This window comes from uncultured Subdoligranulum sp. (assembly GCF_963931595.1).
In the GTDB taxonomy this organism is placed as follows: Bacteria; Bacillota; Clostridia; order Oscillospirales; family Ruminococcaceae; genus Gemmiger.
This window is the reverse complement of the sequence record NZ_OZ007030.1, coordinates 1,261,848-1,282,797: the sequence shown is the minus strand read 5'-3', so window position 1 is coordinate 1,282,797 and position 20,950 is coordinate 1,261,848. Positions and strand designations below refer to the sequence as shown.

24 protein-coding genes and 1 other RNA gene are annotated in these 20,950 nt (G+C 54.4%); 19 read left to right on the top strand and 6 right to left on the bottom strand.

The features are described 5' to 3' along the window. Positions 1 to 5: 5 nt before the first annotated feature. The 4 genes from ABGT73_RS06110 (at position 6) to ssrA (ending at position 1,896) form a co-directional block, all read left to right on the top strand. Positions 6 to 347 (top strand): YbaB/EbfC family nucleoid-associated protein, encoded by a 342-nt coding sequence (locus ABGT73_RS06110; protein ID WP_346668916.1) that lies wholly within the window; start codon positions 6 to 8, stop codon positions 345 to 347. An 11-nt stretch (positions 348 to 358) separates the two neighbouring features. Further along, complete coding sequence (gene recR, locus ABGT73_RS06105) at positions 359 to 955, top strand: recombination mediator RecR (protein WP_346668915.1); 597 nt, start codon at positions 359 to 361, stop codon at positions 953 to 955. Between the two features lie 72 nt (positions 956 to 1,027). Further along, positions 1,028 to 1,495 (top strand): SsrA-binding protein SmpB, encoded by a 468-nt coding sequence (gene smpB / locus ABGT73_RS06100; RefSeq protein WP_346668914.1) that lies wholly within the window; start codon positions 1,028 to 1,030, stop codon positions 1,493 to 1,495. A gap of 48 nt (positions 1,496 to 1,543) precedes the next feature. Then, positions 1,544 to 1,896, top strand: a transfer-messenger RNA (tmRNA) gene (ssrA, locus tag ABGT73_RS06095). Between the two features lie 298 nt (positions 1,897 to 2,194). On the opposite strand, the gene ABGT73_RS06090 is transcribed toward ssrA, so the two are convergent. Beyond that, positions 2,195 to 2,761 (bottom strand): 6-carboxytetrahydropterin synthase, encoded by a 567-nt coding sequence (locus ABGT73_RS06090; RefSeq protein ID WP_346668913.1) that lies wholly within the window; start codon positions 2,759 to 2,761, stop codon positions 2,195 to 2,197. A 361-nt stretch (positions 2,762 to 3,122) separates the two neighbouring features. Between ABGT73_RS06090 and ABGT73_RS06085 the strand changes: the two genes are divergently transcribed. The 6 genes from ABGT73_RS06085 to pta all read left to right on the top strand — a co-directional run bounded on the left by ABGT73_RS06085 (position 3,123) and on the right by pta (position 8,966). Continuing rightward, complete coding sequence (locus tag ABGT73_RS06085; RefSeq protein WP_346668912.1) at positions 3,123 to 3,782, top strand: response regulator transcription factor; 660 nt, start codon at positions 3,123 to 3,125, stop codon at positions 3,780 to 3,782. Beyond that, on the top strand, positions 3,779 to 5,179 hold the full coding sequence (locus ABGT73_RS06080) for a HAMP domain-containing sensor histidine kinase (RefSeq protein ID WP_346668911.1): 1,401 nt from the start codon (positions 3,779 to 3,781) through the stop codon (positions 5,177 to 5,179). Before ABGT73_RS06085 ends, ABGT73_RS06080 begins: the two co-directional genes overlap by 4 nt. Beyond that, positions 5,176 to 5,874, top strand: coding sequence for a hypothetical protein (locus tag ABGT73_RS06075; RefSeq protein ID WP_346668910.1), 699 nt, complete (start codon positions 5,176 to 5,178; stop codon positions 5,872 to 5,874). Before ABGT73_RS06080 ends, ABGT73_RS06075 begins: the two co-directional genes overlap by 4 nt. Positions 5,875 to 5,899: 25 nt before the next feature. Continuing rightward, complete coding sequence (locus tag ABGT73_RS06070; protein WP_346668909.1) at positions 5,900 to 7,252, top strand: hypothetical protein; 1,353 nt, start codon at positions 5,900 to 5,902, stop codon at positions 7,250 to 7,252. A gap of 46 nt (positions 7,253 to 7,298) precedes the next feature. Next, positions 7,299 to 7,565, top strand: coding sequence for a DUF1294 domain-containing protein (locus ABGT73_RS06065; RefSeq protein WP_346668908.1), 267 nt, complete (start codon positions 7,299 to 7,301; stop codon positions 7,563 to 7,565). A gap of 435 nt (positions 7,566 to 8,000) precedes the next feature. After that, complete coding sequence (pta, locus tag ABGT73_RS06060; RefSeq protein WP_346668907.1) at positions 8,001 to 8,966, top strand: phosphate acetyltransferase; 966 nt, start codon at positions 8,001 to 8,003, stop codon at positions 8,964 to 8,966. 78 nt (positions 8,967 to 9,044) lie between these two features. Here pta and ABGT73_RS06055 read toward each other — a convergent pair whose 3' ends face one another. Beyond that, on the bottom strand, positions 9,045 to 9,506 hold the full coding sequence (locus ABGT73_RS06055; protein WP_346668906.1) for an S-ribosylhomocysteine lyase: 462 nt from the start codon (positions 9,504 to 9,506) through the stop codon (positions 9,045 to 9,047). Between the two features lie 7 nt (positions 9,507 to 9,513). Then, positions 9,514 to 11,259 carry a pyruvate kinase gene (pyk, locus tag ABGT73_RS06050; RefSeq protein ID WP_346668905.1) on the bottom strand — a complete coding sequence of 582 codons (1,746 nt, stop codon included), beginning with the start codon at positions 11,257 to 11,259 and terminating at the stop codon, positions 9,514 to 9,516. Between the two features lie 243 nt (positions 11,260 to 11,502). Here pyk and ABGT73_RS06045 point away from each other — a divergent pair, with 243 nt between their 5' ends. Genes ABGT73_RS06045 through ABGT73_RS06030 form a run of 4 tightly spaced genes read left to right on the top strand, consistent with a single transcriptional unit; the run spans position 11,503 to position 15,811 of the window. After that, positions 11,503 to 12,678 (top strand): phosphopentomutase, encoded by a 1,176-nt coding sequence (locus ABGT73_RS06045; RefSeq protein WP_346668904.1) that lies wholly within the window; start codon positions 11,503 to 11,505, stop codon positions 12,676 to 12,678. Beyond that, positions 12,659 to 13,498, top strand: coding sequence for a YdcF family protein (locus tag ABGT73_RS06040; RefSeq protein WP_346668903.1), 840 nt, complete (start codon positions 12,659 to 12,661; stop codon positions 13,496 to 13,498). Before ABGT73_RS06045 ends, ABGT73_RS06040 begins: the two co-directional genes overlap by 20 nt. A 12-nt stretch (positions 13,499 to 13,510) precedes the next feature. Beyond that, positions 13,511 to 14,272 (top strand): alpha/beta hydrolase-fold protein, encoded by a 762-nt coding sequence (locus ABGT73_RS06035; RefSeq protein ID WP_346668902.1) that lies wholly within the window; start codon positions 13,511 to 13,513, stop codon positions 14,270 to 14,272. A gap of 27 nt (positions 14,273 to 14,299) precedes the next feature. Beyond that, positions 14,300 to 15,811, top strand: a complete 1,512-nt coding sequence (locus tag ABGT73_RS06030) for a DUF6056 family protein (RefSeq protein ID WP_346668901.1) — start codon at positions 14,300 to 14,302, stop codon at positions 15,809 to 15,811. A gap of 57 nt (positions 15,812 to 15,868) precedes the next feature. Here ABGT73_RS06030 and ABGT73_RS06025 read toward each other — a convergent pair whose 3' ends face one another. The 3 genes from ABGT73_RS06025 to rpmB all read right to left on the bottom strand — a co-directional run bounded on the left by ABGT73_RS06025 (position 15,869) and on the right by rpmB (position 17,532). Then, positions 15,869 to 17,062 (bottom strand): ATP-grasp domain-containing protein, encoded by a 1,194-nt coding sequence (locus ABGT73_RS06025; protein ID WP_346668900.1) that lies wholly within the window; start codon positions 17,060 to 17,062, stop codon positions 15,869 to 15,871. Between the two features lie 33 nt (positions 17,063 to 17,095). Further along, positions 17,096 to 17,269 (bottom strand): DUF4250 domain-containing protein, encoded by a 174-nt coding sequence (locus tag ABGT73_RS06020; protein WP_346668899.1) that lies wholly within the window; start codon positions 17,267 to 17,269, stop codon positions 17,096 to 17,098. A gap of 74 nt (positions 17,270 to 17,343) precedes the next feature. Beyond that, positions 17,344 to 17,532: a 50S ribosomal protein L28 gene (gene rpmB, locus ABGT73_RS06015; protein ID WP_040917667.1), complete on the bottom strand. Its 189-nt coding sequence runs from the start codon at positions 17,530 to 17,532 to the stop codon at positions 17,344 to 17,346. Between the two features lie 215 nt (positions 17,533 to 17,747). Between rpmB and ABGT73_RS06010 the strand changes: the two genes are divergently transcribed. From ABGT73_RS06010 to ytfJ, 5 genes are read left to right on the top strand one after another with little or no spacing between them, the layout of a single operon-like run. Next, positions 17,748 to 18,401, top strand: a complete 654-nt coding sequence (locus ABGT73_RS06010) for a site-2 protease family protein (protein ID WP_346668898.1) — start codon at positions 17,748 to 17,750, stop codon at positions 18,399 to 18,401. 2 nt (positions 18,402 to 18,403) lie between these two features. Continuing rightward, positions 18,404 to 19,135, top strand: coding sequence for a segregation/condensation protein A (locus ABGT73_RS06005; protein WP_346668897.1), 732 nt, complete (start codon positions 18,404 to 18,406; stop codon positions 19,133 to 19,135). Then, entirely contained in the window at positions 19,128 to 19,712 is a 585-nt protein-coding gene (gene scpB, locus ABGT73_RS06000) for an SMC-Scp complex subunit ScpB (protein ID WP_346668896.1), read from the top strand. The genes ABGT73_RS06005 and scpB overlap by 8 nt, the downstream gene beginning before the upstream one ends. A 6-nt stretch (positions 19,713 to 19,718) precedes the next feature. Continuing rightward, positions 19,719 to 20,522 (top strand): hypothetical protein, encoded by an 804-nt coding sequence (locus tag ABGT73_RS05995; protein WP_346668895.1) that lies wholly within the window; start codon positions 19,719 to 19,721, stop codon positions 20,520 to 20,522. Positions 20,523 to 20,556: 34 nt separating this feature from the next. Beyond that, positions 20,557 to 20,949, top strand: a complete 393-nt coding sequence (ytfJ, locus tag ABGT73_RS05990; protein ID WP_346668894.1) for a GerW family sporulation protein — start codon at positions 20,557 to 20,559, stop codon at positions 20,947 to 20,949. The last annotated feature ends 1 nt before the right edge of the window (position 20,950 follow it).

Genomic DNA, 20,950 nt, shown 5'->3' with positions numbered 1-20,950 from the left:
TTCCTATGAAAGCAAGACTGCCCAAAGGCTATGGCCGCCCCGATCCTAATGCGATGATGCGTCAGGTCCAGAAGATGCAGGATACGATCCGTGCAAAGCAGGAGGAACTGGAGGCCAAGGAGTACACCGGAACTGCCAGCGGAGAGATGGTTACGGTGACTATGACCGGCAAGCATGAGATTACTGCCGTCAAGATCAAGCCGGAGGCCGTGGATCCCGAGGATATCGAGATGCTGGAAGACCTGATCGCGGCTTCCGTCAACAGCGCTGTGGCTGCGGTGGACAAGGACTCGGAAGAGGAAATGGGCAAACTGACCGGCGGAATGAATATTCCCGGTCTGGGTTAAGAGGCGGTATCATGCCGCAGAATGTTGAACCGCTGGAAAACCTCGTGGATCAGTTCGCGCGATTCCCGGGCATTGGCCGCAAGGGCGCCACAAGAATGGCCTATGAAGTGATGTCGATGTCCAACGAACAGGCGATGGAACTGGCCAAGGCCATTGAGCATGCCAAAAAAGATCTGCATCGCTGCCGGATCTGCCAGGATTATACGGCGGATGAAATCTGCAAGATCTGCGCTTCTCCCAAGCGGGACCGCAGCGTGATTTGTGTGGTGGAAAGCCCGCGGGACATTAAATCCATCGAACGCACCCATGAATACAATGGATTGTATCATGTCCTGCATGGGCTGATCTCGCCCATGGATGGCATCGGTGCGGATCAGCTCTGCGTCAAGGAACTGCTGGCGCGTCTCAATGATACCGTCAAGGAAGTCATTATGGCCACCAGCCCCACGGTGGAAGGAGAAGCAACAGCCATGTATCTGGCCAAGCTGATCAAGCCGCTGGGAATACGCACCACCCGGCTGGCCTATGGCCTGCCGGTGGGAGGCAGCCTTGAGTATGCCGATGAGACGACTCTTTATCGTGCCATGCAGGGGCGCGGCGAGTTGTGAGGCTTTTTCCTTGACTTTTGCACATATCTGCGCTATAATCAAAACCCACTACACGCAAAGGAGGTGTGCATCGTGGCAGCGGATAAATCCGGAAAAAAGGTGATTGCCCAGAACCGCGAGGCACGCCACGAGTATTTTGTGATCGAAGCGCTGGAAACCGGCATTGAGCTGGTGGGCACGGAGGTCAAAAGCTTGCGTGCCGGCGGGGTGAACCTCAAGGATTCCTGGGCCGATATTGATGATGGAGAACTGATTGTCAAGGGTATGCATATCAGCCCTTATGAGCAGGGAAACATCTTCAATAAAGACCCGCGCCGTCCGCGCCGGCTGCTGGCCCACAAGGCGGAAATCCGACGCCTGGGGCAGCAGATCAAATTGCAGGGGTATACGCTAGTCCCCCTTTCTCTCTATTTCAAGCATGGGAGAGTAAAGCTGGAGCTGGGCCTTTGCAAGGGCAAAAAACTCTATGACAAGCGCGCCACGGCTGCAGCGCGCGATGCAAAGCGCGATATAGATCGTGCTTTGAAAATGCAGCGGTAAAAGCTGTCTGCTTTTGCTTTCCCGGTGGACACCGTCCACCGATTATAAGGGGCTGTAATGGTTTCGACGGGGAGAGAAAGGCATGAGCAGCGGGCCGTGGCGGTGCGCCACGATAAAAGCACCAAAACAAATTAACTGACAACAATTATCCTGTTGCCGTCGCTGCCTAATTAGGCGCGACCGTCCTGCCTGCGTCAGTACCGCGCAGGGTCAGGGCGTCGATTAGGTACTGAACGTGAACGGGCTTAAGCTTTGCGGCCTGTCATGACTTTATGAAGCTACCAAGGCGTAGCGCGTGTGTGCTCGCCCGCGCCAAGGGAATCCTAATAAACACACTGCGCCCGGAGATACTCTAACCGATTTCTTTTCGGACACGGGTTCGACTCCCGTCAGCTCCACCATATTGAACAAATCCGAACCTCGCACCGATTGGCCGGGGTTCGGATTTGTTTTTTCGGGATTCGGTTGCATGAAAATTTCTCTGTAAGCAAGGAAAATGTTCTGGTTGGCTCGGATATAACTGTTGTATGGGGATGATCCTTGCAAGAAAGAAATTTTGGCACAGGGAAAACCGGACGTTGGCAGAACAGTAAAGCAAAACACACCGCCTCAAGAGCAAAGAACTCTTGAGGCGGTGCGCTTTTTTATGGGGTGGATACTACTTCAAAGGGAGAACAGGAAAATCTGTCTGAAAAGCCATCAGCCCTTGCGATAGCCGCACTTGGGGCAAACGCCATTCTCGTCCAATGCAATGCCGCACAGCGGGCAACGATCTAAATGCAGGCGAGGCTCGTACTCTTCCGAGGCCGCATTGACACCGCTGGTGAAGGTCAATTTGACGATATTCAGCTGATCCTTCAGCAGGTCGTATACAATTTTGATCATGCCCTCAACGGTAAGGGTTTCCTTGGTGACGACCAGCCGGCAGTCCGGGTATGCGGTAGCAAGCTCCGTCTTGAAGGCAGGACCTTTCATCACATTGTTGGGGGCCCCGTCTTTGATGCCCTGCTTTTCATAGACATCCAGCACAGCGGGGAGGAGGGGGTCATCTTCCCGCAGTATCAGGGCATGGTCAAAGTTCTTCAATACATTCCAGGCCGTTTTCTGGATTTCGTTGCAGGGGAATGCCATGTTGACGCCAGGATTGATGCTATCCTCCACCTCGATGGTCAATACACCGGTGTGGCCGTGCAGGTACTGTGCCTCGCCCTTGAAACCGTAAAACCGGTGCGCGTACTGCAGATCAAGTTTCGTAATGCTTCTCATAGATATTGCTCCTTTGCTCTATATTTACGGAGTAAACCCCGCATTGACATATATTGGATGAAAAGGCTTTTCCAGAAGAAAGATATACTGGATGGCCCCGGGAGAATATGAGAAAACCAATGACAGATATAATGTTTTCCTCATGACAGATTGCCTATCTGATAATTAAGATTATATCCTAAAAATATCAGAAAAGCAATGTTGTGATAAATAGTTGAATATGATCAATATATTGAAAAATCAATTAAGAGAACTTATAAAATAAATAAGAATAAATCTTGTTAACTTAAAGACGCTCTGGAAACATTTTGGAAATCTTCCGTGGTATAATGAAATCATAGCAGGTTCGAAGGAGGCAACAATGAATTCTGTATTGATCGTAGAGGATGAAAAGGCGATTGCCGACCTGATTGAGATGACACTGGAACCATTTGCCTATGGCTGCACCAAGGCGTACGATGGGGAAACTGCTGCTGACTGGATCGAAAAGAAAAGCTTTGACCTGATTTTGCTGGACGTAATGCTGCCGGGAGTGGACGGCTTCACGCTGATGGATTATATAGCACCCACCGGGACGCCGGTAATTTTCCTTACAGCAAGGGCGTCTGTGGAAGATCGCGTGCGCGGTCTGCGAGCCGGTGCCTACGATTACATTGTGAAACCCTTTGCGCCGGAGGAACTTCTGGCACGGGTGGAAGGGCTGATGCGCCACACCGGGCGTCGGAAACAAACCATCCACTTGTGGGATATCGTGATTACGCCGGATACACGCACCGTGACAAAAAACGGAACTGTTGTAAAACTCACGCCTCGGGAGTTTGATCTGCTGATGGCATTGGTGTACAACCGTGGAATTGCCCTGTACCGGGATGCGTTGTTAGAGCGCGTTTGGGGACTGGACTGCGAGGCTGCCCCGCGTACGCTGGATATTCATATCTGCCGATTGCGTAAAAAGCTGGGGTGGACGCATCAGCTTCGTTCCATACCGAAAATCGGGTATCTGTTGGAGGACGAACAATGAAATTTTCACAGAAACTGGCGGCGGCCATCGTATTGCCGGTTTGTATGGCTTTATCGGCAGGGGGAACCTGGTCCATCCATCGGAATTTCTTTCGCTCTCTGGATATGGCCACACAGGCTCATACGGCAGCCCAGATCAGCCAGCGGTACGAATTGGAGATGAATCTCGGCCAGGCCGAAAATGCAGATCCTACCGAACTGTTTTCGCAACTCATGCAATATGCCGATCAGCAGCGGCAGATGGGAAAAGAGGAAAACTGGTTTGCAGTCATGGGGGAAAACGGCTCGGTGTTGTATTCCAATATCCCGCAGACGATACCTTATCAGTCCCAGCGAGGTGCTGCATCTGCGGCGGAACAAACCGTCTTATACGCCACAGGAGCAGGACGGCAGTATCAGCTGCTGGGAACGCAAATGCGGGGGCTGAGCAGACCGTTGTGGCTTGTCAACGTATATGATATGAGCCCGCAGTTTGCAGAGCGGGACCGCCAGATCCGACAGCATTTGATGCTGGAAGTGGTGGTGCTTTTGCTGGCGGCCGGAGCCGCTGCCGTGGTCTCCCATTGTATGACAGAACCATTGCGACAGCTGGAAACGGCCAGCCGGAAACTTGCAAGGGGAGACCTGACGGCGAGAACACAGATTGAGAGCGGCGATGAACTGGAACGGCTGGGAAACACCTTCAATGGTATGGCACAGGCTGTTTGCGAACAGATGCAGGCCTTGCAGGAGGAGTCGATGCGGCAGAAACGATTTGTAGGCGCATTCAACCATGAACTGAAGACCCCTATGACGGCAATCTTCGGATATGCGAATCTGCTTCGCAGCGGAGAACAGCCACCGGAAAAGCGCCACCGTGCAGCTGATTACATATACCATGAATCCCTTCGCCTGGAAAACCTGAGCCGGGAATTGCTGCTTCTGTTGGGGCTGGAAAAGGGCGGCGTAGAGATGAAGCCAGTATCCCTTGCCACAGTGAAGGGGGAACTTTTCCGCAGTCTTCCGGAACAGGAGAAGCGTCTGCTCTGGCAATGCAAGGAGACGACCGTACAGGCAAACAAAGAACTTCTGGTGACGTTGCTGCGCAATCTGATCGTGAATGCAGCGGTGGCGGATACAACAGGGAAAAGCATCCGGATCTGGAGCCAGGACAGCAAGGGAAAAGTGCGCATCGGTGTCACTGACTGCGGACCGGGTATCCCGGAAGAGGAAGTGGCACGGATCAAAGAGCCGTTTTATCGGATTGACAAGAGCCGTTCCCGGGAAGCGGGCGGCAACGGGCTGGGCCTGGCTATCTGTGAGCAGATTGCACAGGCACATAACACGGATCTGCAGATAGAAAGCCGGTTGGGGCAGGGAACGACCCTGTCCATCATATTGCAGGAGGTACAGGGATGAGCAAACGAAAAGCAGGCCGGGTGGGTTTTGTGGCGGCATCTCTTCTCTGCCTGTTGTCCCTGGCCCTTCCGTACGGCTATGGAAAGGAAATTGACCGCTGGCTGCAGGATAATGGAGGAAACTGGTATGTGCAGCCGGGGACACTCAGCGCAGAGGGACAGCAAAATCCGCTGGCTTATGCGCTCTATCGGAATCGTTTCCTGGCAGATACCGGCATTGAAACCAGTTCCGATGCTGAACAGACGGGAAAGCAACTGCTGGAAAAGACCGAAGCGCTGGCAGAGGCTGGAGCTTTATCGCAACAGGCTGCGAAGCAGGCACGGTCGATTCTGGCAGAGCCGGGAGCACAGACCAGCAGTAAGATAGAAAACGGATTTGTCAGTGCAACCTACTGGGTGGCGGATGAGGAAGACGGAACCAGCGAAGTGGTCCGGGCCTCCTGGCAGGAAAAGACCGGCCTGGTAACCTTTTATTCGGTAAGCACAGACAAGGAAACGGCAAATCCGGCAGAAGGTATGGAAGCCTACAAAAAGTATCTCGGTGTGGATACACTGACCGACTGGACGAGGAGTTCAGGAACGGAACAATCCCAGTACAGTTGGTCACAGGCAGGGCAATTGTACCTGTTCTGTCAGTGGGAAAACGGCAGGACGACCTTGGGAGTTTCTTCACGGGAACTGGAAGCTGCACCCTGAGGACGGCATGGAAAGGAGTAACGCAATGAAACGGGAAATTGCCAGTATGCTATGCACATGTTTGGTGGTGGGGCTGTGTGGGTGCGGCGCTGAAAAGGAGCAGTCTGCCGCAGCATCGACTGCAGGTGAAATTTCCGCCACGGAAGAAAGCGGTACCGTACAGGAAGATGAACTGTATCTGTTAAGCGGTGAGACGGAGCGAGGCTTTTACCATATGGGGGAATACCAGGGAAACCCTCGCATCTGCTTTATGGATTATGAAAGTTGTGAGGATATCGTATTGTGCAGCAAACCAGGCTGCGCCCATGATACGGAAAGCTGTATGGCCAGTCCCGGGGAAGGAAAAAATATTTACTTCGTATATGCCTTGCGGGATGGAACGCTGGTCTACATGGAGTCGAATGAACAGGTCGGTGTGGAAGGGGATCAGATCTGCCTTGCGGATGCGGACGGCAGCAATCACCGGGTTCTCGCTACAATGCAGGAGCAACAGGGCTATCCCAACTTGCTCTGCGCAGACCGGGAAAATCTCTATCTTATGCAGACGGACTACGAAAACCAACAGAGTCAGCTGATCCGGGTGTCCCTTGGGGACGGGACCATAGAAGCCCTTTGGACAATGTCCAATCCCGATCCCCAACTGCTGGGGACAGACGGAAGAAACCTGATATGGGAAAGTTTCTCGAATAATCAGGAGGAGATTCCGCCGCTGACCCTCACCGATGATATGACGGAAGAGGAGGTACAGCAGGAAGAGGAACGATATAAGGCTGCGATGGATGCAATGGTCACGGAACATAGGGTCTATCTTCTTTCCGTCGATACCGGAAAAGAACAGGATCTGCTGACGTGGAGTTCTCTCTACGGATCGCAAGGGAAAACGGTACTCTGGGGGCCTTCCCGTCTGTACTGGGTGGACTGTGACGAGCCCGGAAATCTGCATTGGGTCAGCCAGGACGGCGGCTCCGGGGAGAGTGCCATTGATTGGCCGGAAGAGATTCTGACTCCACAGTACACCGATGATAGGATCATTTATTTGGAGCAAATGCTGGGAGAAAAAATCCTTCTGACGGTATACGGTCCCTGGGGAAAAGACCTGATCAAGCGCTATGCACTGGCGCCTGATCGTGGTGCGCTGCAGGAAATCCCGCTGCAATACATCAGCAATGCCTCAGAACGGCCAGTGCATATTCTGGGAAAAACGGAAAATGCATTGCTGGTGGTATTTGAAGAACAGCCGCATACGGTTGAATATATCGATCCGGATGGACTTCCGGCGCAGACCTTGACCTTTACATATCGCGAAGGTCTGATAAGCAAGGACGACTTTTTGGCCGGAATACCCAATTATCAGGAAATCCGGCTGCTGGAATCCTGAACCCTACCACTGGACAAGCAGCCCGGCGGTGACGTATAATGCAGATATGAAAATACTGATTTTATATCTGATCTTGATCAACCTGGCGGCATGGGGACTGATGAGAGCGGATAAGTACCGCGCCCGGAAACATGCATGGCGCATACCGGAGCGTACCCTGTTTGCTGTGGCACTGCTGGGCGGCAGTCTGGGGGCCATTTTAGGGATGTACCTGTGGCATCACAAAACAAAGCACTGGTATTTTGTCATTGGTATGCCGCTGATTCTGGTGGCACAGATTCTGGTGTGCGTCTGGATCGGGGGATGGTTTTGAATGTGGTTCGCTCGCTGGAAAGGCAGAAAACAGAAAAACCACTTGACACCCCCGGCGGGCAGGACGGCGGCGGATATCAGGACGCAAAGCAGCATCTGTACAGGGGAGACACTGATTGGCTTCCTGGACCCTAAAACAGGCGCCCTGCAGCAGGCTGTTGTGGTACGGAACCAGAAGGAAATCGAGGCATTTTACCGGTCCTACGGGTGGGAACCACCATGTCGGAATTGACAAAAAAATACCAATCCATATTTGACATTTTATTAACTTTGTGAAGTATCTTGCGGTTTCGCATATTTCTTGCCCAATCTGTTGTGAAAACGTACCGATTCTTTGCAATTTGCAAAATGGATGCTATAATAATTCTGTTAGCGTCAAGCAGAGGATATTTGTGTCAATATTTCTGCGTGAATAGATATGGAGGTAGTTTTTTGTATGTCCATTTTTGAAAATTTTGAAGCCAAGCTGCGCACGGAATCCAAGTCTATTGTCTTTACGGAGGGAACAGACGCCCGGATTCTGTCGGCGGCCAGTCGGCTGCTGGCGGGCAAGACGCTGCGTGTGATTCTGCTGGGCGAGCCGGAAGCCGTCAAAAAGGCGGCCGCGGAAGCTGGCTTCGATATCACTGGCGCAGAAATCCTGAATCCTGCTGCTTACGATGGCTTTGAGGAAATGGTCGCCAAGATGGTGGAACTCCGCAAGGGCAAGATGACCGAGGAGCAGTGCCGTGCGGCGCTGGCCAAGTCCAACTATTTTGGCACCATGCTGGTCAAGATGGGCAAGGCGGACTGCCTGCTGGGCGGTGCCACCTATTCCACCGCTGATACCGTTCGTCCGGCACTGCAGCTGATCAAGTGCAAGCCCGGCATCAAGTCTGTCAGCTCCTGCTTCATCCTGATGCGCGGCAATGAGAGCATCGCCATGGGTGACTGCGCCATCAACATCGATCCCAGCGAGGACGAGATTGTGGAGTCCACGGTGGAAACTGCTCACACCGCACAGATCTTTGGTATTGACCCGCGCGTGGCGCTGCTGTCCTATTCCACCAAAGGCTCCGGCAAGGGCGAGACGGTTGACAAGATGCGCAATGCAACACTGCGTGTGCAGGAAGCCCATCCGGAACTGAAGGTAGATGGTGAACTCCAGTTCGATGCTGCCGTGGCTCCCGAAGTCGGTCAGCTGAAAGCTCCCGGTTCCAAGGTGGCGGGCTATGCCAATACCTTCATCTTCCCCAACATCAACGCCGGCAATATCGGCTACAAGATCGCACAGCGTCTGGGCGGCTATGAGGCATACGGCCCCATTCTCCAGGGCCTGAATGCGCCGATCAACGACCTGTCCCGCGGCTGCAATGCGGAGGAAGTCTATAAGATGGCTCTGATTACCGCTGCGCTGATCTGAAAGCATCCTACATAACCATATATTAGAAAGAACGGAACAGCAATATTGCTGTTCCGTTTTTTATACTTTATTTAAAGATCAATACCGCAGATGATCAGCGTCCAGTGCATTCAGAACCGGCAGCATGGCCGCGGCTTCCGCACGGGCGGCAATGGGATCCATCATCAGATAGTTGCCGCATTCCACGGCGGAGGCACCGGGAATTTCGCCGTCATAGCTTGCCATCCAGGCAAAGGCACTGCGAACCAGATCCAGCGCTTCGGTATCGGACAGGCCGGTTGTCAACAGATAAAATCCTGTCAGGCATCCCATGGGACCGACATACACAACACCTTTGCTGTATTTACTGTTGCGCGCGTAGGTGGCGAACAGGTGCTCCAGCGTGTGTGCCGCGGCAGGGGAAAGATACTGCCCCTGGTTGGGACGTTTCATGCGAATGTCCCAGGTCAGAATCTCTCCGTCGGGACCATCCTGGCGGGAAAGATACATGCCGGGGAGCAGTTTGGAATGATCTACGCAAAAACTGGCAATACGTTCCATTTTGTCCTCACTCCGGCATGGCCTGGACGATGCCGCGAGAGCAGTCCATGGAAATCATCATGCCGTCCTTCAGGGTACGGGTGGCGTTGGAGGCACCGACGATCACAGCCTTGTCCAGCGTGAGGCCAACAATGGCGGAGTGGCTGTTGGTGCCGGCCTCTTCGGTAATGATACCGGCAGCTTCCTTCATATAGGGGAGCATGGTATTGGTGGTAAAGGGGAGCACCAGAATCTGGCCGGGTTTGAACTTCTTTTCGGCCTCGGCGGCGTTGCGGCAGACACAGACTTCGCCCTTGGCGTTGTGCTGGCCAATGCCCACACCGGCCAGCAGCGTGTTGCCGACCAGATGAATCTTGATCATATTGGTGGTGCCGGAAACGCCCACAGGAACGCCGGCCGTGACAACCACCAGATCACCAGAGTGAACAAGGTTTGCCTTTTCAGCTGCGTCCACAGACATGTTGATCAGCTCATCGGTGGAACTGGCATATCCCATCAGCAGAGGCGTGATGCCACGGTAGATGTTCATCTGGCGGCGGGTGCGCTCATCCAGCACACAGGCGATGATCGCCGTGTCAGGACGGAAACGGCTCAGCAGCCGGGCCGTCTCGCCACTCTTGGAGGCCGAGATGATGGCGGTGGCACCGATATCACCGGCAGTGGTGCAGGCGGCATGGGCGACAGCCGCGCCGATCGTCAGGTGAGAATCCTGATTGCCTGCGTGATGAACCAGGCTGTCGAAGCTGGAATCGGCCTCGGTGGTCTCGGCGATGGTCGCCATGGCCTTCAGGGCCTCCACCGGATACTTGCCGGCAGCGGTCTCGCCGGAAAGCATGACGGCACCGGTGCCATCATAGATGGCGTTGGCAACGTCGGTGATTTCGGCACGGGTGGGACGGGGATTTACAATCATGGAATCCAGCATCTGCGTGGCGGTGATGCAGATCTTGCCGGTGCTCATGGCGCGGTCAATCAGGTGCTTCTGAATGGCAGGGATTTCGGCGTAGTCGATTTCCACGCCCATGTCACCGCGCGCTACCATGATGCCGTCCGCAACGGTCAGGATTTCATCGATGTTGTCGATGCCCTCCTGGTTCTCGATCTTGGCGATAATACGCATGGTGCAGTTGTGCTCGTCCAGCAGATGGCGGATCTCCATGATATCCTGGGCGTTACGGGTAAAGCTGGCGGAGATCAGATCGAATCCCTGCTCAATGCCGAACAGGATATCGTTGCGGTCACGCTGGCTCATATACGGCATGGACAGATGCACGCCGGGAACATTGACGCCCTTCTTGGTTTTGATGACGCCGTCATTCTGTACGGTGCAGTGGATTTCGGTATCTTCCACGGAGTCAATCAGAAGTTCGATCAGACCGTCATCCAGCATGATCCGTCCGCCGGGGGCAACATCACGGGGCAGATCCTTATACGTAACGGAACAAATCTCGTTGGTGCCCTCCAATTCCCGGGTGGTGAGAGTGAACTTCTGGCCGGCATGCAGGTTCTCAGAGCCGTTGGCAAAAACGCCCAGACGGATTTCCGGGCCTTTGGTATCCAACATGGCAGCGACCGGCAGATCCATTTCTTCGGTCAGAGCGCGCAGCGCATCCAGGCGTCCTTTGTGCTCCTCGTAATCACCGTGGGAAAAATTGAAACGGGCCACATCCATGCCGTTTTCAAGCAGCTGACGAAGAATGCCAGGCTTGTCGGTGGAAGGTCCCATCGTGCAAACGATCTTTGTTTTACGCATATACAAATGCCTCCATGGATTCTTTATTCATAAACACTGTACGGCGCTATTATACTACAATTTTGAACCTCTAGACAAGTCCCAGTGCATTTTTTACTCGCATTTTACCAATTCAGATAGTTCATAAGGCATCCTGGTGGAAAAAATGATGAAACATTTTACATTTTTGCGGCCATAGAGTATAATATACCTCACAATGGCTTATTGTAACATTCTCTATTTTGCGACAGGAGACTATAGACTATGGCAAAACGAGTCTTTCTCATTGTTCTGGACAGCTTTGGCGTCGGCGCGGAGCCGGACGCTGCGCAGTTCGGTGATGCAGGAACCAATACACTGGCTGCGATTGCAGCCCATCCCAATTTCAAAGGCGATCATCTGGCAGAACTGGGCCTGTTCAATCTGGACGGAGTGACTTGCGGTGTACCCGCAGAGCACCCCATCGGAAGCTTTGCGCGTTTGCGGGAGGCGAGCGCGGGAAAGGATACCACCATCGGACACTGGGAAATCGCCGGTCTGCTCAGCGCAGAGCCGCTGCCGACTTTCCCGGACGGATTCCCGCAGGATCTGCTGGACGCATTTACGGCCAGGACCGGATATAAAGTGCTGTGCAACAAGCCGTATTCCGGTACCGAAGTCATCCGCGATTACGGGGAGGAGCACATGAAGACCGGGGCTCTCATCGTATATACCTCGGCGGACAGTGTCTTCCAGATTGCGGCCAACGAGGCTGTTGTGCCGGTGGAGAAGCTCTATGAAATCTGCCAGCAGGCCCGGGAACTGCTGACCGGCAAGTATGGCGTGGGCCGTGTGATTGCCCGTCCGTTTATCGGAGACTGTGCCGCCAACTTTACCCGTACCTCCCGCCGTCATGATTACAGCCTGGTGCCGCCACGGGATACCATGCTGGACGCCCTGCAGGCAGCCGGCAAGTCCACGATCGGTGTTGGAAAAATTCATGACATCTTTGCCGGAAAGGGTGTCGGGGAAACGATCCGCACCAGCGGCAATACAGAAGGTTTGCAGGTGACGCTGGAACTGGCCGACCGTGACTTTGAGGGCCTGGCCTTTGTGAATCTTGTGGATTTTGATATGCTGTACGGGCATCGCCGGGATGTGGCAGGATACGCGGCGGCGGCGGCAGAATTCAATGACTGGCTGCCGGCGTTCCGGGCCAGGATGCGCCCCGGGGATATCCTGATGGTCACTGCCGACCACGGCTGCGACCCCAGCTACACCAGGACCACCGACCATACCCGGGAGTATGTGCCGTTTTTGATCTGCGGCGACGAGATTCAGGCCGGTGTCAATCTGCATACACGGTACAGCTTTGCCACCATCGCAGATACGGTCTGCCAGAGCCTGCATGTTCCGTATTGTCCGGCTGGCTGCGGAGTCTATGATGAAATTCACAAGTAAGATGCCGCTTGTTCTGCTATATTTGCTGACAGGAGCGCTGGTGGTTTATTCCATAGGGCTGGCTTTCACCAGCAACTTCAACATGGGCAATCTGATGGTCTGGCTGCTGACTGCCGGGGTGACGGCCTACGCAATCTGGCACAAGCCGCTGCATGCCTGGCTGCATGCGCCCGGCTTGGGGCGCGTTGTCTGGTGGATTCTGGTGGCCGCCGGCATTTGCTATGCACTGTTGATTGGGTTTGTGGCAGTCAGTGGTTATGCCAATCCGCCCACGGGACAGGAAAAGGTCATGATTGTGCTGGGAGCCGGATTGCGCCGGGATCGGCCGAGTACGCTGCTACGGTACCGCCTGGATAAGGCATACGCCTACGCGGCAGCACACCCGGATGTACTGATCATTACAAGCGGCGGGCAGGGACGCGACGAGTGGGTGCCGGAAGGGCAGGCCATGCGGGATTATCTGATTGGAAAGGGATTGGACCCCGAACGGATTGTTGCGGAAAATGCCTCCACCTCCACGGAAGAAAATTTTGCCTTTTCACTGGAAATTCTCCGCGAGAGAGGATATGATGAATCTACCCCCATTGTGTATGTGTCCAATGCTTTTCACTGCTATCGGGCGGGGCGTTATGCACAACGGGCCGGTTTCACGACGGCGAGCGCTCTGCCCGCTGCCACACCCTGGCGCAGTGTGATCCCGTGCTATCTGCGGGAGGCGCTGGCGCTTGCCTATTATTGGGTTTTTAAAACATCTGCCAGCGGGCCGATGCACGCGCTGGTAGGATTCTTGGATTTGAACAAACGATTTTTTTATCAATAGGAGGGAACTGCCATGCAGATCCGCTATTATAAGGAATACAGCCGATATCTGGACCGGGATATGGAATTCAAGGCCTACGGGCATGCCGGACGGCCCATCATCATTTTCCCGTGCCAGAGCGGCCGGTTTTATGACTGGGAAGACCGGCATATGTGTGACCTGGCGTCGCCCTGGATCGACAGCGGCAAGTTGCAGATCTTTACCGCAGACAGCATCGACCCGGAAAGCTGGGATAATCACGGGCCGGAGCGTCCCCGCATCGAGATGCAGGAGCGGTGGTATAACTACGTGTGCGAGGAACTGACCCCGCGCATTCTGCAGATCAATCGCGAACAGGGCGAAGACCACACTGGTCGTGTCCTGGTGGGCGGCGCCAGCATGGGGGCCGGCCATGCAGTGAATTTCTACCTGCGCCGTCCCGACCTTTACAATGGTACCATTGCGCTCAGCGGTCTGTATTCTTCCCGGATGTTCTTCGGCAATTATATGGATGACCTGGTATATCGCAATTCTCCCTGCGATTACATGCGCAACTTCCCGGAAGATCACCCTTACAAAAAGCTCTACGCACAGGCCGATAAATTCATCATGTGCTGCGGACAGGGAGCCTGGGAAGACGATCTGCTGGCTTCCACCAAAGAATTGCAGTCCATTTTGGAGAGCAAGGACATCCATCCCATTGTGGATATCTGGGGAACCGATGTCTCCCATGACTGGCCCTGGTGGGAAAAGCAGTGGACATACTTTCTGCAGATGACACTGGGCAATCCGTAACCGTTCAAAGCGAGCAAGGAATATCGTATGGATTTTTGGCATGATGCCGTGTCACAGAAGCGCTGGCTGCGGCGGCTGATCCTGTTTATTGTGGTTCTGCTGCTGCCGGCGATTATACTGGCCTTTTACGCGCGTCCGTCCGCAGACGATTATGTCTATGCGGCGCGTACCCATGCGGTGGTTCAGCAGTACGGCGCAGACTGGCTTCGCCTGCTGGCGGCAGCGTGGGACACAACGGTCTATTTCTTCCAGAACTGGCAGGGGTTGTACGTTTCCGGTTTTGTGCTGGCCCTGCAGCCGGCGATTTTTGGAAACCAATGGTATGGACTGACCTTCCTGTGCGTTCTGGTACCGTTGTTTCTCTGCCTGTACGGCTGCACCTGGCTTCTTGTGCGCCGGCTGGAACCTGCCCAGAAGCGGCTTCCGCTGGCGCTGACGGTTTTGCTGGTGTTTGCGTTTGTGGAAGGCATGCCTTCTCCTGTGGAAGGCCTTTACTGGTTCAATGGGGCTATGAATTATCTGCCGTATTTCTCCCTCGCGGTGCTCAATGCAGGGCTCGCTGTAGCGCTGTGTGAACCGAAACGTGTTTCGGCCGGGCGCCGGGTGCTGTTTGCGGTGTCGGGTTTTCTGATTGGCTGGATCATCGGTGGAGGACACCAGGTGGTCGGGGAACTGAATGCTCTGATCCTGATCTTCCTGGCGGCGGTGTGCCTGCGGTGCAAAAATTTCTGGCTTGTCCCGGCGCTGGTGGCATCCATTGGCGGACTGATTGTCAATGTGACCGCCCCGGGAACGCGGGTGCGTGCCGATGGCTTTGCCCAGGCTGGAATGGCGGAGGCAATCGTTAAGAGTTTTGTTCTGGCAGCCATGCAGTGGATCCGATGGCTGGATGTGCCGCTGCTGTGCCTGCTGGTTCTGCTGGCACTGCCGCTGTATCATTTGGCCGCCAGTACGCAAGTGCCAGACCGGCTGTTCCGCCATCCCTGGCTGGGACTTGCCGGCACGTTTGTGTTGATGTGGGCTATGATTTTCCTGCCTTCCTATACCATGGGAGGCATTGGCGCCGGCCGTCTTCTGAATGTGGTCTGGATGACCTTTATTTTGGGGCTCACGGTTTCGGAATTTCTCTTCTTCGGTTGGTTTGCGCGTATCCGGATGATTCCGTTGCACAGGGCCGAACAGTTTGTACAACGGCATAGCAGGTATCTGCCGCGGATCGCGGTGATGCTGCTTGTCTGTATGGCCTGTGTTGGAAGCCATACCGTCAAAGAAGGACAGGACAATTATTTTGCCACCAGCCTGGAAGCGGCGTATGAACTGGCCAGCGGAGAAGCGTCCGCCTTTGCGAAGGCGTTGGATGCGAGAGAGGCTTCCCTGAGTGATCCGGACCGGCCGGATGTGGAAATCACACCGCTGGGGGAGGAGGAGCGGCCCTGGCTGCTGTTTTACACGGATGTGTCGGTGGGACCCGACTTGTGGGGGCTGACACCCTACTATGGAAAGGAATCTGTAGAGGTCGTACCCAAAACTGACGAATAAAAAACTCCGCGGAGAATTAATTTCTCCGCGGAGTTTTTGATAGACAGAAAACAGCAATCAAGCACGTTCCTGCACGTAATGAATGAAAGCATCCCGTTCGGAACTGGTCCGAAGGTTGACAGTATACATCCGGTCTCCCATGTCCAGACGGAGGGCGGGAGGGAGTTCGTCGCACATCTTCATGCGGCTGCCGTAGCGCGCCATGATCTCCTCATGGGAATGCTTGTAGGTATGGCAGTCACGGCGGGAAGCGTACACACAATAGTACTTCGGCCCGTTGAGATCGAGATTGCGGACTTCATCATAGCAAACCATATCAGCCCAGATCTGGTAGCAATCCACAGAATTCGCGTAGTTGATCATGTCCGGGGTGTAGCCGCCGGCGGGGCGCATATTGACTTCCAGCGCCACATAATCACCCTTGCGGCCGAGCCCGGGCTTGTCTGCCTTCAGCTGGAAAAATTCACAATGGAAGAAACGGCTCTTGGCGCCGAATGCTTTGATGGTGCGGAAACCCACGTCCTTCAGCGCGGCAGGCACCGATTTCTGGGTCCAGTAGGCAAGATCGCCCTTCTTGCTGACGATCTCCAGCAAAGGCGTGGGGAAGACGTTGGAAGTGTAAAACAGCGGTACACAGTGGGAATCGGCTACACCATCGAAGCTGACAATGGTGCCGTCAATGTATTCCTCCATGATATAGGGGACACTGGGCTTCTTGGCAAAGAAAGCCTGCAGATCTTCCTCGTTCTTCAGCTTGTAGGTGGCCTCTGCACCACAGCCGTTATCGGGCTTCACAATCACAGGATAGCCGACGGTGCGAATGAAATCGCGGGCGGCGTCTATGGTGCAGACCATATGATGCCGCGCCACCGGGACACCGGCTGCGCGGTAGCTTTCCTTCATTTTGCTCTTGAACTTGATGCGCTGGATAAAATCGTTCTGCGCACCGGTGGTAATATTGAAATCCGTGCGCAGCTGGGCATCCATTTCCAGCCAGTACTCGTTGTTGGATTCCAGCCAGTCGATTTTGCCATAGTGGAAGGTGAAATAACCAACGGCACGAACCATCTCGTCGTAATTGCCCAGGTTATCAACCCGGTAATACTCGGTCAGGCAATCTTTCAGCTCGTTGGGAATCTCATCGAACGGTGCGTCACCGATGCCCAGCACATTGACACCGTTGCGGCGCAGGCGATCACAGAAATTCCAGTATGTTTTGGGAAAATGGGGGCTGACAAAAATAAAATTCATGAATTGTTGGACTTCCTCTCTCACAAAAGGTGATTATACAAACTGGTTTCGTTTGGGATCGTATTCATATCCCACTTCTGCAAGTGCCGCACGCAGGGAGGCTTCATCCGCTTCCTCCTCCTCGCAGAAGATGGCCAGGCTGGCGTCACGATCACGCAGTTTGGTATTCACGTAGCTAAGCAAAATAATCGGGTCACGGGGCAGCATAGGAAAACTCCTTTATGATCTCGAAAAAGAGAAAAAGCCGGTCACGCGAAGTGACCGGCAATTTTTCTTTCCAATCAGACCGCGCGGGTAACTTTACCAGAGCGCAGGCAGCGGGTGCAGGCGTAGATATACTTCGGGGAACCGTCCACGATCGCCTTCACGCGCTTGACATTGGGGTTCCAGGTACGGTTGCTCCGACGATGAGAGTGAGAAACCTTGATACCGAACGTGACACCCTTGCCACAGCAAGAACATTTGGCCATAATTGCTTGCACCTCCTTTTCAATAGCTTTACAATTATAGCGAATATTTCCTTAAAATGCAAGCCCTTTGCACAAAAAAGTTGGACTTTTTTTGTAAAAACGTCCTTTTGCGCGTGTGGGGCACAAAACCGGACCGGCATAAGGCCTTCAGGGCTTGTTTTGCGCCATTATCTACGATATAATAAGGTGATTCTTTCAATGGGGTGGTGTTTCCTGTGCAGGGCTTGCTTTCGCCCTATGAGATTGTACTCTATCTGCTGCGGGCTCTGGTCGTACTGGTTGCCATCCCGTTCCATGAGGCGGCGCATGCCCTTGTCAGTCACTGGCTGGGAGATGACACGGCGGTGCGCGCAGGGCGGCTTTCCCTCAATCCTGTGCGCCATTTCGATCTGCTCGGTGCACTCTGCATGCTGATTGGCGGTGTGGGCTGGGCAAAACCGGTGGGCATCGACGTTCGGAACTATAAGAATCCCAAAGTCGGCATGGCTATTTCGGCAGCTGCCGGGCCGGTCAGCAATTTCTTGCTGGCCTGGGTCTCCATGATTGTATATAAGTGTGTGATCTACAGTGGACTGGGAAACAGAATTCAGGCCCTGATGCTTTTCTTTTACTATATGGTGGCCATGAATTTGAGCCTGGCCGTATTTAATCTGATTCCGATTCCGCCGTTTGACGGAAGCCGTATTGCACTTCTGTTCCTGCCGCGAAACCTGTATTTCAAGGCCATGCGGTATGAAAGGCAAATCATGCTGGCGGTTCTGCTGCTGGTGTTTTTGGGGCTTCTGGATATCCCGCTTTCCGTGGCGGTGAATTTCCTTTGGGACCGCCTGGCAGAAGGAACGTGGTTTGTGGATGGGCTGTGGAGGTAGCTTTGCAGGAAATACTGACATTTAAACTGGAAGACTTTGAGGGACCGCTGGATCTGCTCCTGTATCTGGTGGGGAAAAATAAGATGAACCTCTATGATGTAAACATCATGGAGTTGATCGATCAATATACCACAGCCATCCGCACGCTGCAGGAGAATCGGATGGATGTGTCCAGCGAGTTTATTGACATGGCGGCCCATCTGGTGCAGATGAAAAGCGCTTTGCTGCTGCCGCGCAGCCCCGAGGCGGAACGCATGAAGGCAGAACTGACCGGGCGGCTGATTGAATACAGCGCCTGCAAGGAAGTGGCAGCCCAGCTGGGAAGCCGAGCACGGGATCTGTATACTGCAGTTCGGCAGCCGATGCCGCTGGTGGGAGCGGCTGAATATACCCGGCGCCACGATCCCAACCTTCTGGTACAGGCATGGTTTAATTTGATGGGACGCAGCCTGCGCAAGCGTAAGCCGACGCAGGAGCGTTTTGAACCGCTGGTTGCTGCGCCGTTTGTTTCGGTGGCCAGCCGGGTGTCCCATATGCTGCGGGGACTGCTGCGCGGCAGTCTGCATAAGATCAGTCAGTTGTTCAGCCCGGAGGAAAGCCGCAGTACCAATGTGGCTACATTTCTGGCGCTGCTTGAGCTGATTCGCGCCGGACGCATCCGCGTGGACGCCAGCGGTACCATGGACCTGGACCGGGGCCATCACAGACAGAAGGAGGACACAGCCCATGAATGAAGCACAGCATTTCGGCGCTCTGGAGGCCATGCTGTTTGCCCATGCGGAACCGGTGGAAACGGAAAGACTGGCCGATGCGCTGCGTCTTCCCGTAGCGGACACGCAGGCCTTGCTGGAAAAGCTGCAACGCCGATATGACGAACAGGAGAGCGGCCTGGCCTTGCTGCGATTTGAGCCGGACCGATGGCAAATGACAACACGGCCCTATTACGGGGAGGTGGTCAAGCGGATCCTGGATACCCGGCGCAACGCACCTCTTTCCCCGGCCGCGCTGGAAGTGCTGTCTGTGATCGCCTACAACCAGCCGGTATCCCGCAGCTTTATTGAGCAGGTCCGCGGTGTGGACTCTTCGTCCACCGTCACGAAGCTTTTGGAAAAGGGCCTGATTGAAGAAGCGGGACGTCTGGATCTGCCCGGCAAACCAGTGGCGTTTCAGGTGACCGATACGTTTCTGCGCGTATTTGGTCTGGGAAGCCTGAATGACTTGCCGCCGCTCCACGATGAAGTGGGCGATGCGGCACCGCAGCAGGCGGAAGAAGCGGAAAACGACGGCCCCGAACAGTTGGAATGGAAGTGAGTGCCAATGCCTGTACTGCTTGCGGTACTGAAAATTCTGGCGGTTCTCCTGGCGATACTTTTGGCTCTGCTGATCACGGCGCTTCTCTTGCCGCTGGGATTTTCCATTGAATATCGACCCAGCCGCTTCCGGATGACAGCCATCTATGGACCGCTTCGGAGAACCATCTGGTCCCATCGGATTCGGCGGCAGGGAATTTCCCGAAAGCCTCCTGCAGAGAAAGCGAAAACCGTAACGGCTGACCATGTGGAGGCATGGAATCCGCCGCCAGCGGCGGACATTCCAAAGAAAGAGGAGGCCTCCCGCAGCATGGATGTGCCGGCCGGCAAGAAGGCGGACGAAAAATTGCCGGAGGCAGCTGCGCCGGAAGAGGAGGAAGAGGAACTTCCCTCCGGTGTCATGGGGCGCCTGGAGCGGATGCTGTCCTTGCTGGAGGAAGACCCGAAGGCTCTGGCACATTGTGTCTTTGGTCATGTGCGCTGGCTCCATCGCCATTCTGTTTTCAAAATGGGCATCCGTCATGCGGATGTGTACTGGACCGTGACCTGTGAGGATGCCGCTGCAACAGCCATCGCCTACGGCGCAGAAATGGCGGCACTGAATACGGCACTGGCTTTGATACAGCAGACGGTGCGGCTGCAAAGTGACCGGCTGTGGCTGGAACCTGACTTTACGGGGGCAAAGCATGACGAACGTCGGATTGCCTGCACGGTGTCGGCCAGCGCTGTTTTGATGCTGCATCTTTTGTATCGCATCTGGAAAGATCCGCTGCTTCAGCCGCAGGAACAACCGGAACCACAGAAGATCTGATGAATTTACAATACGTTTTTGGGAGGAGTTTACTATGGCAGAACATCCGATTCAAGGTCTTATGGGCGTTACCATCGACAAAATCCGCGAAATGGTGGATACCAGCACCATCATTGGTGATCCCATCCGTGTGGATGCCGCTACCACGATTATTCCTGTGTCCCGCGTAACGTTTGGGTTTGCGTCGGGTGGCTCCGATGTGGCGCCCAAATCCGACAAGCAGATGTTTGGCGGCGGAACCGGTGCAGGGGTATCGGTAACGCCTGTGGCATTCCTGGTTATTTCGGGCGGAAACGTTCGTACGGTACAATTGATTGAAAAGGTGACGGCGGTGGACAACGCCATTGCGGCGTTGCCGGATCTGGTGGAGAAGATCACTACCATGATCAAGAAAGATAAGCCGGACGAGTCTTCGTCCGAGGCATAAG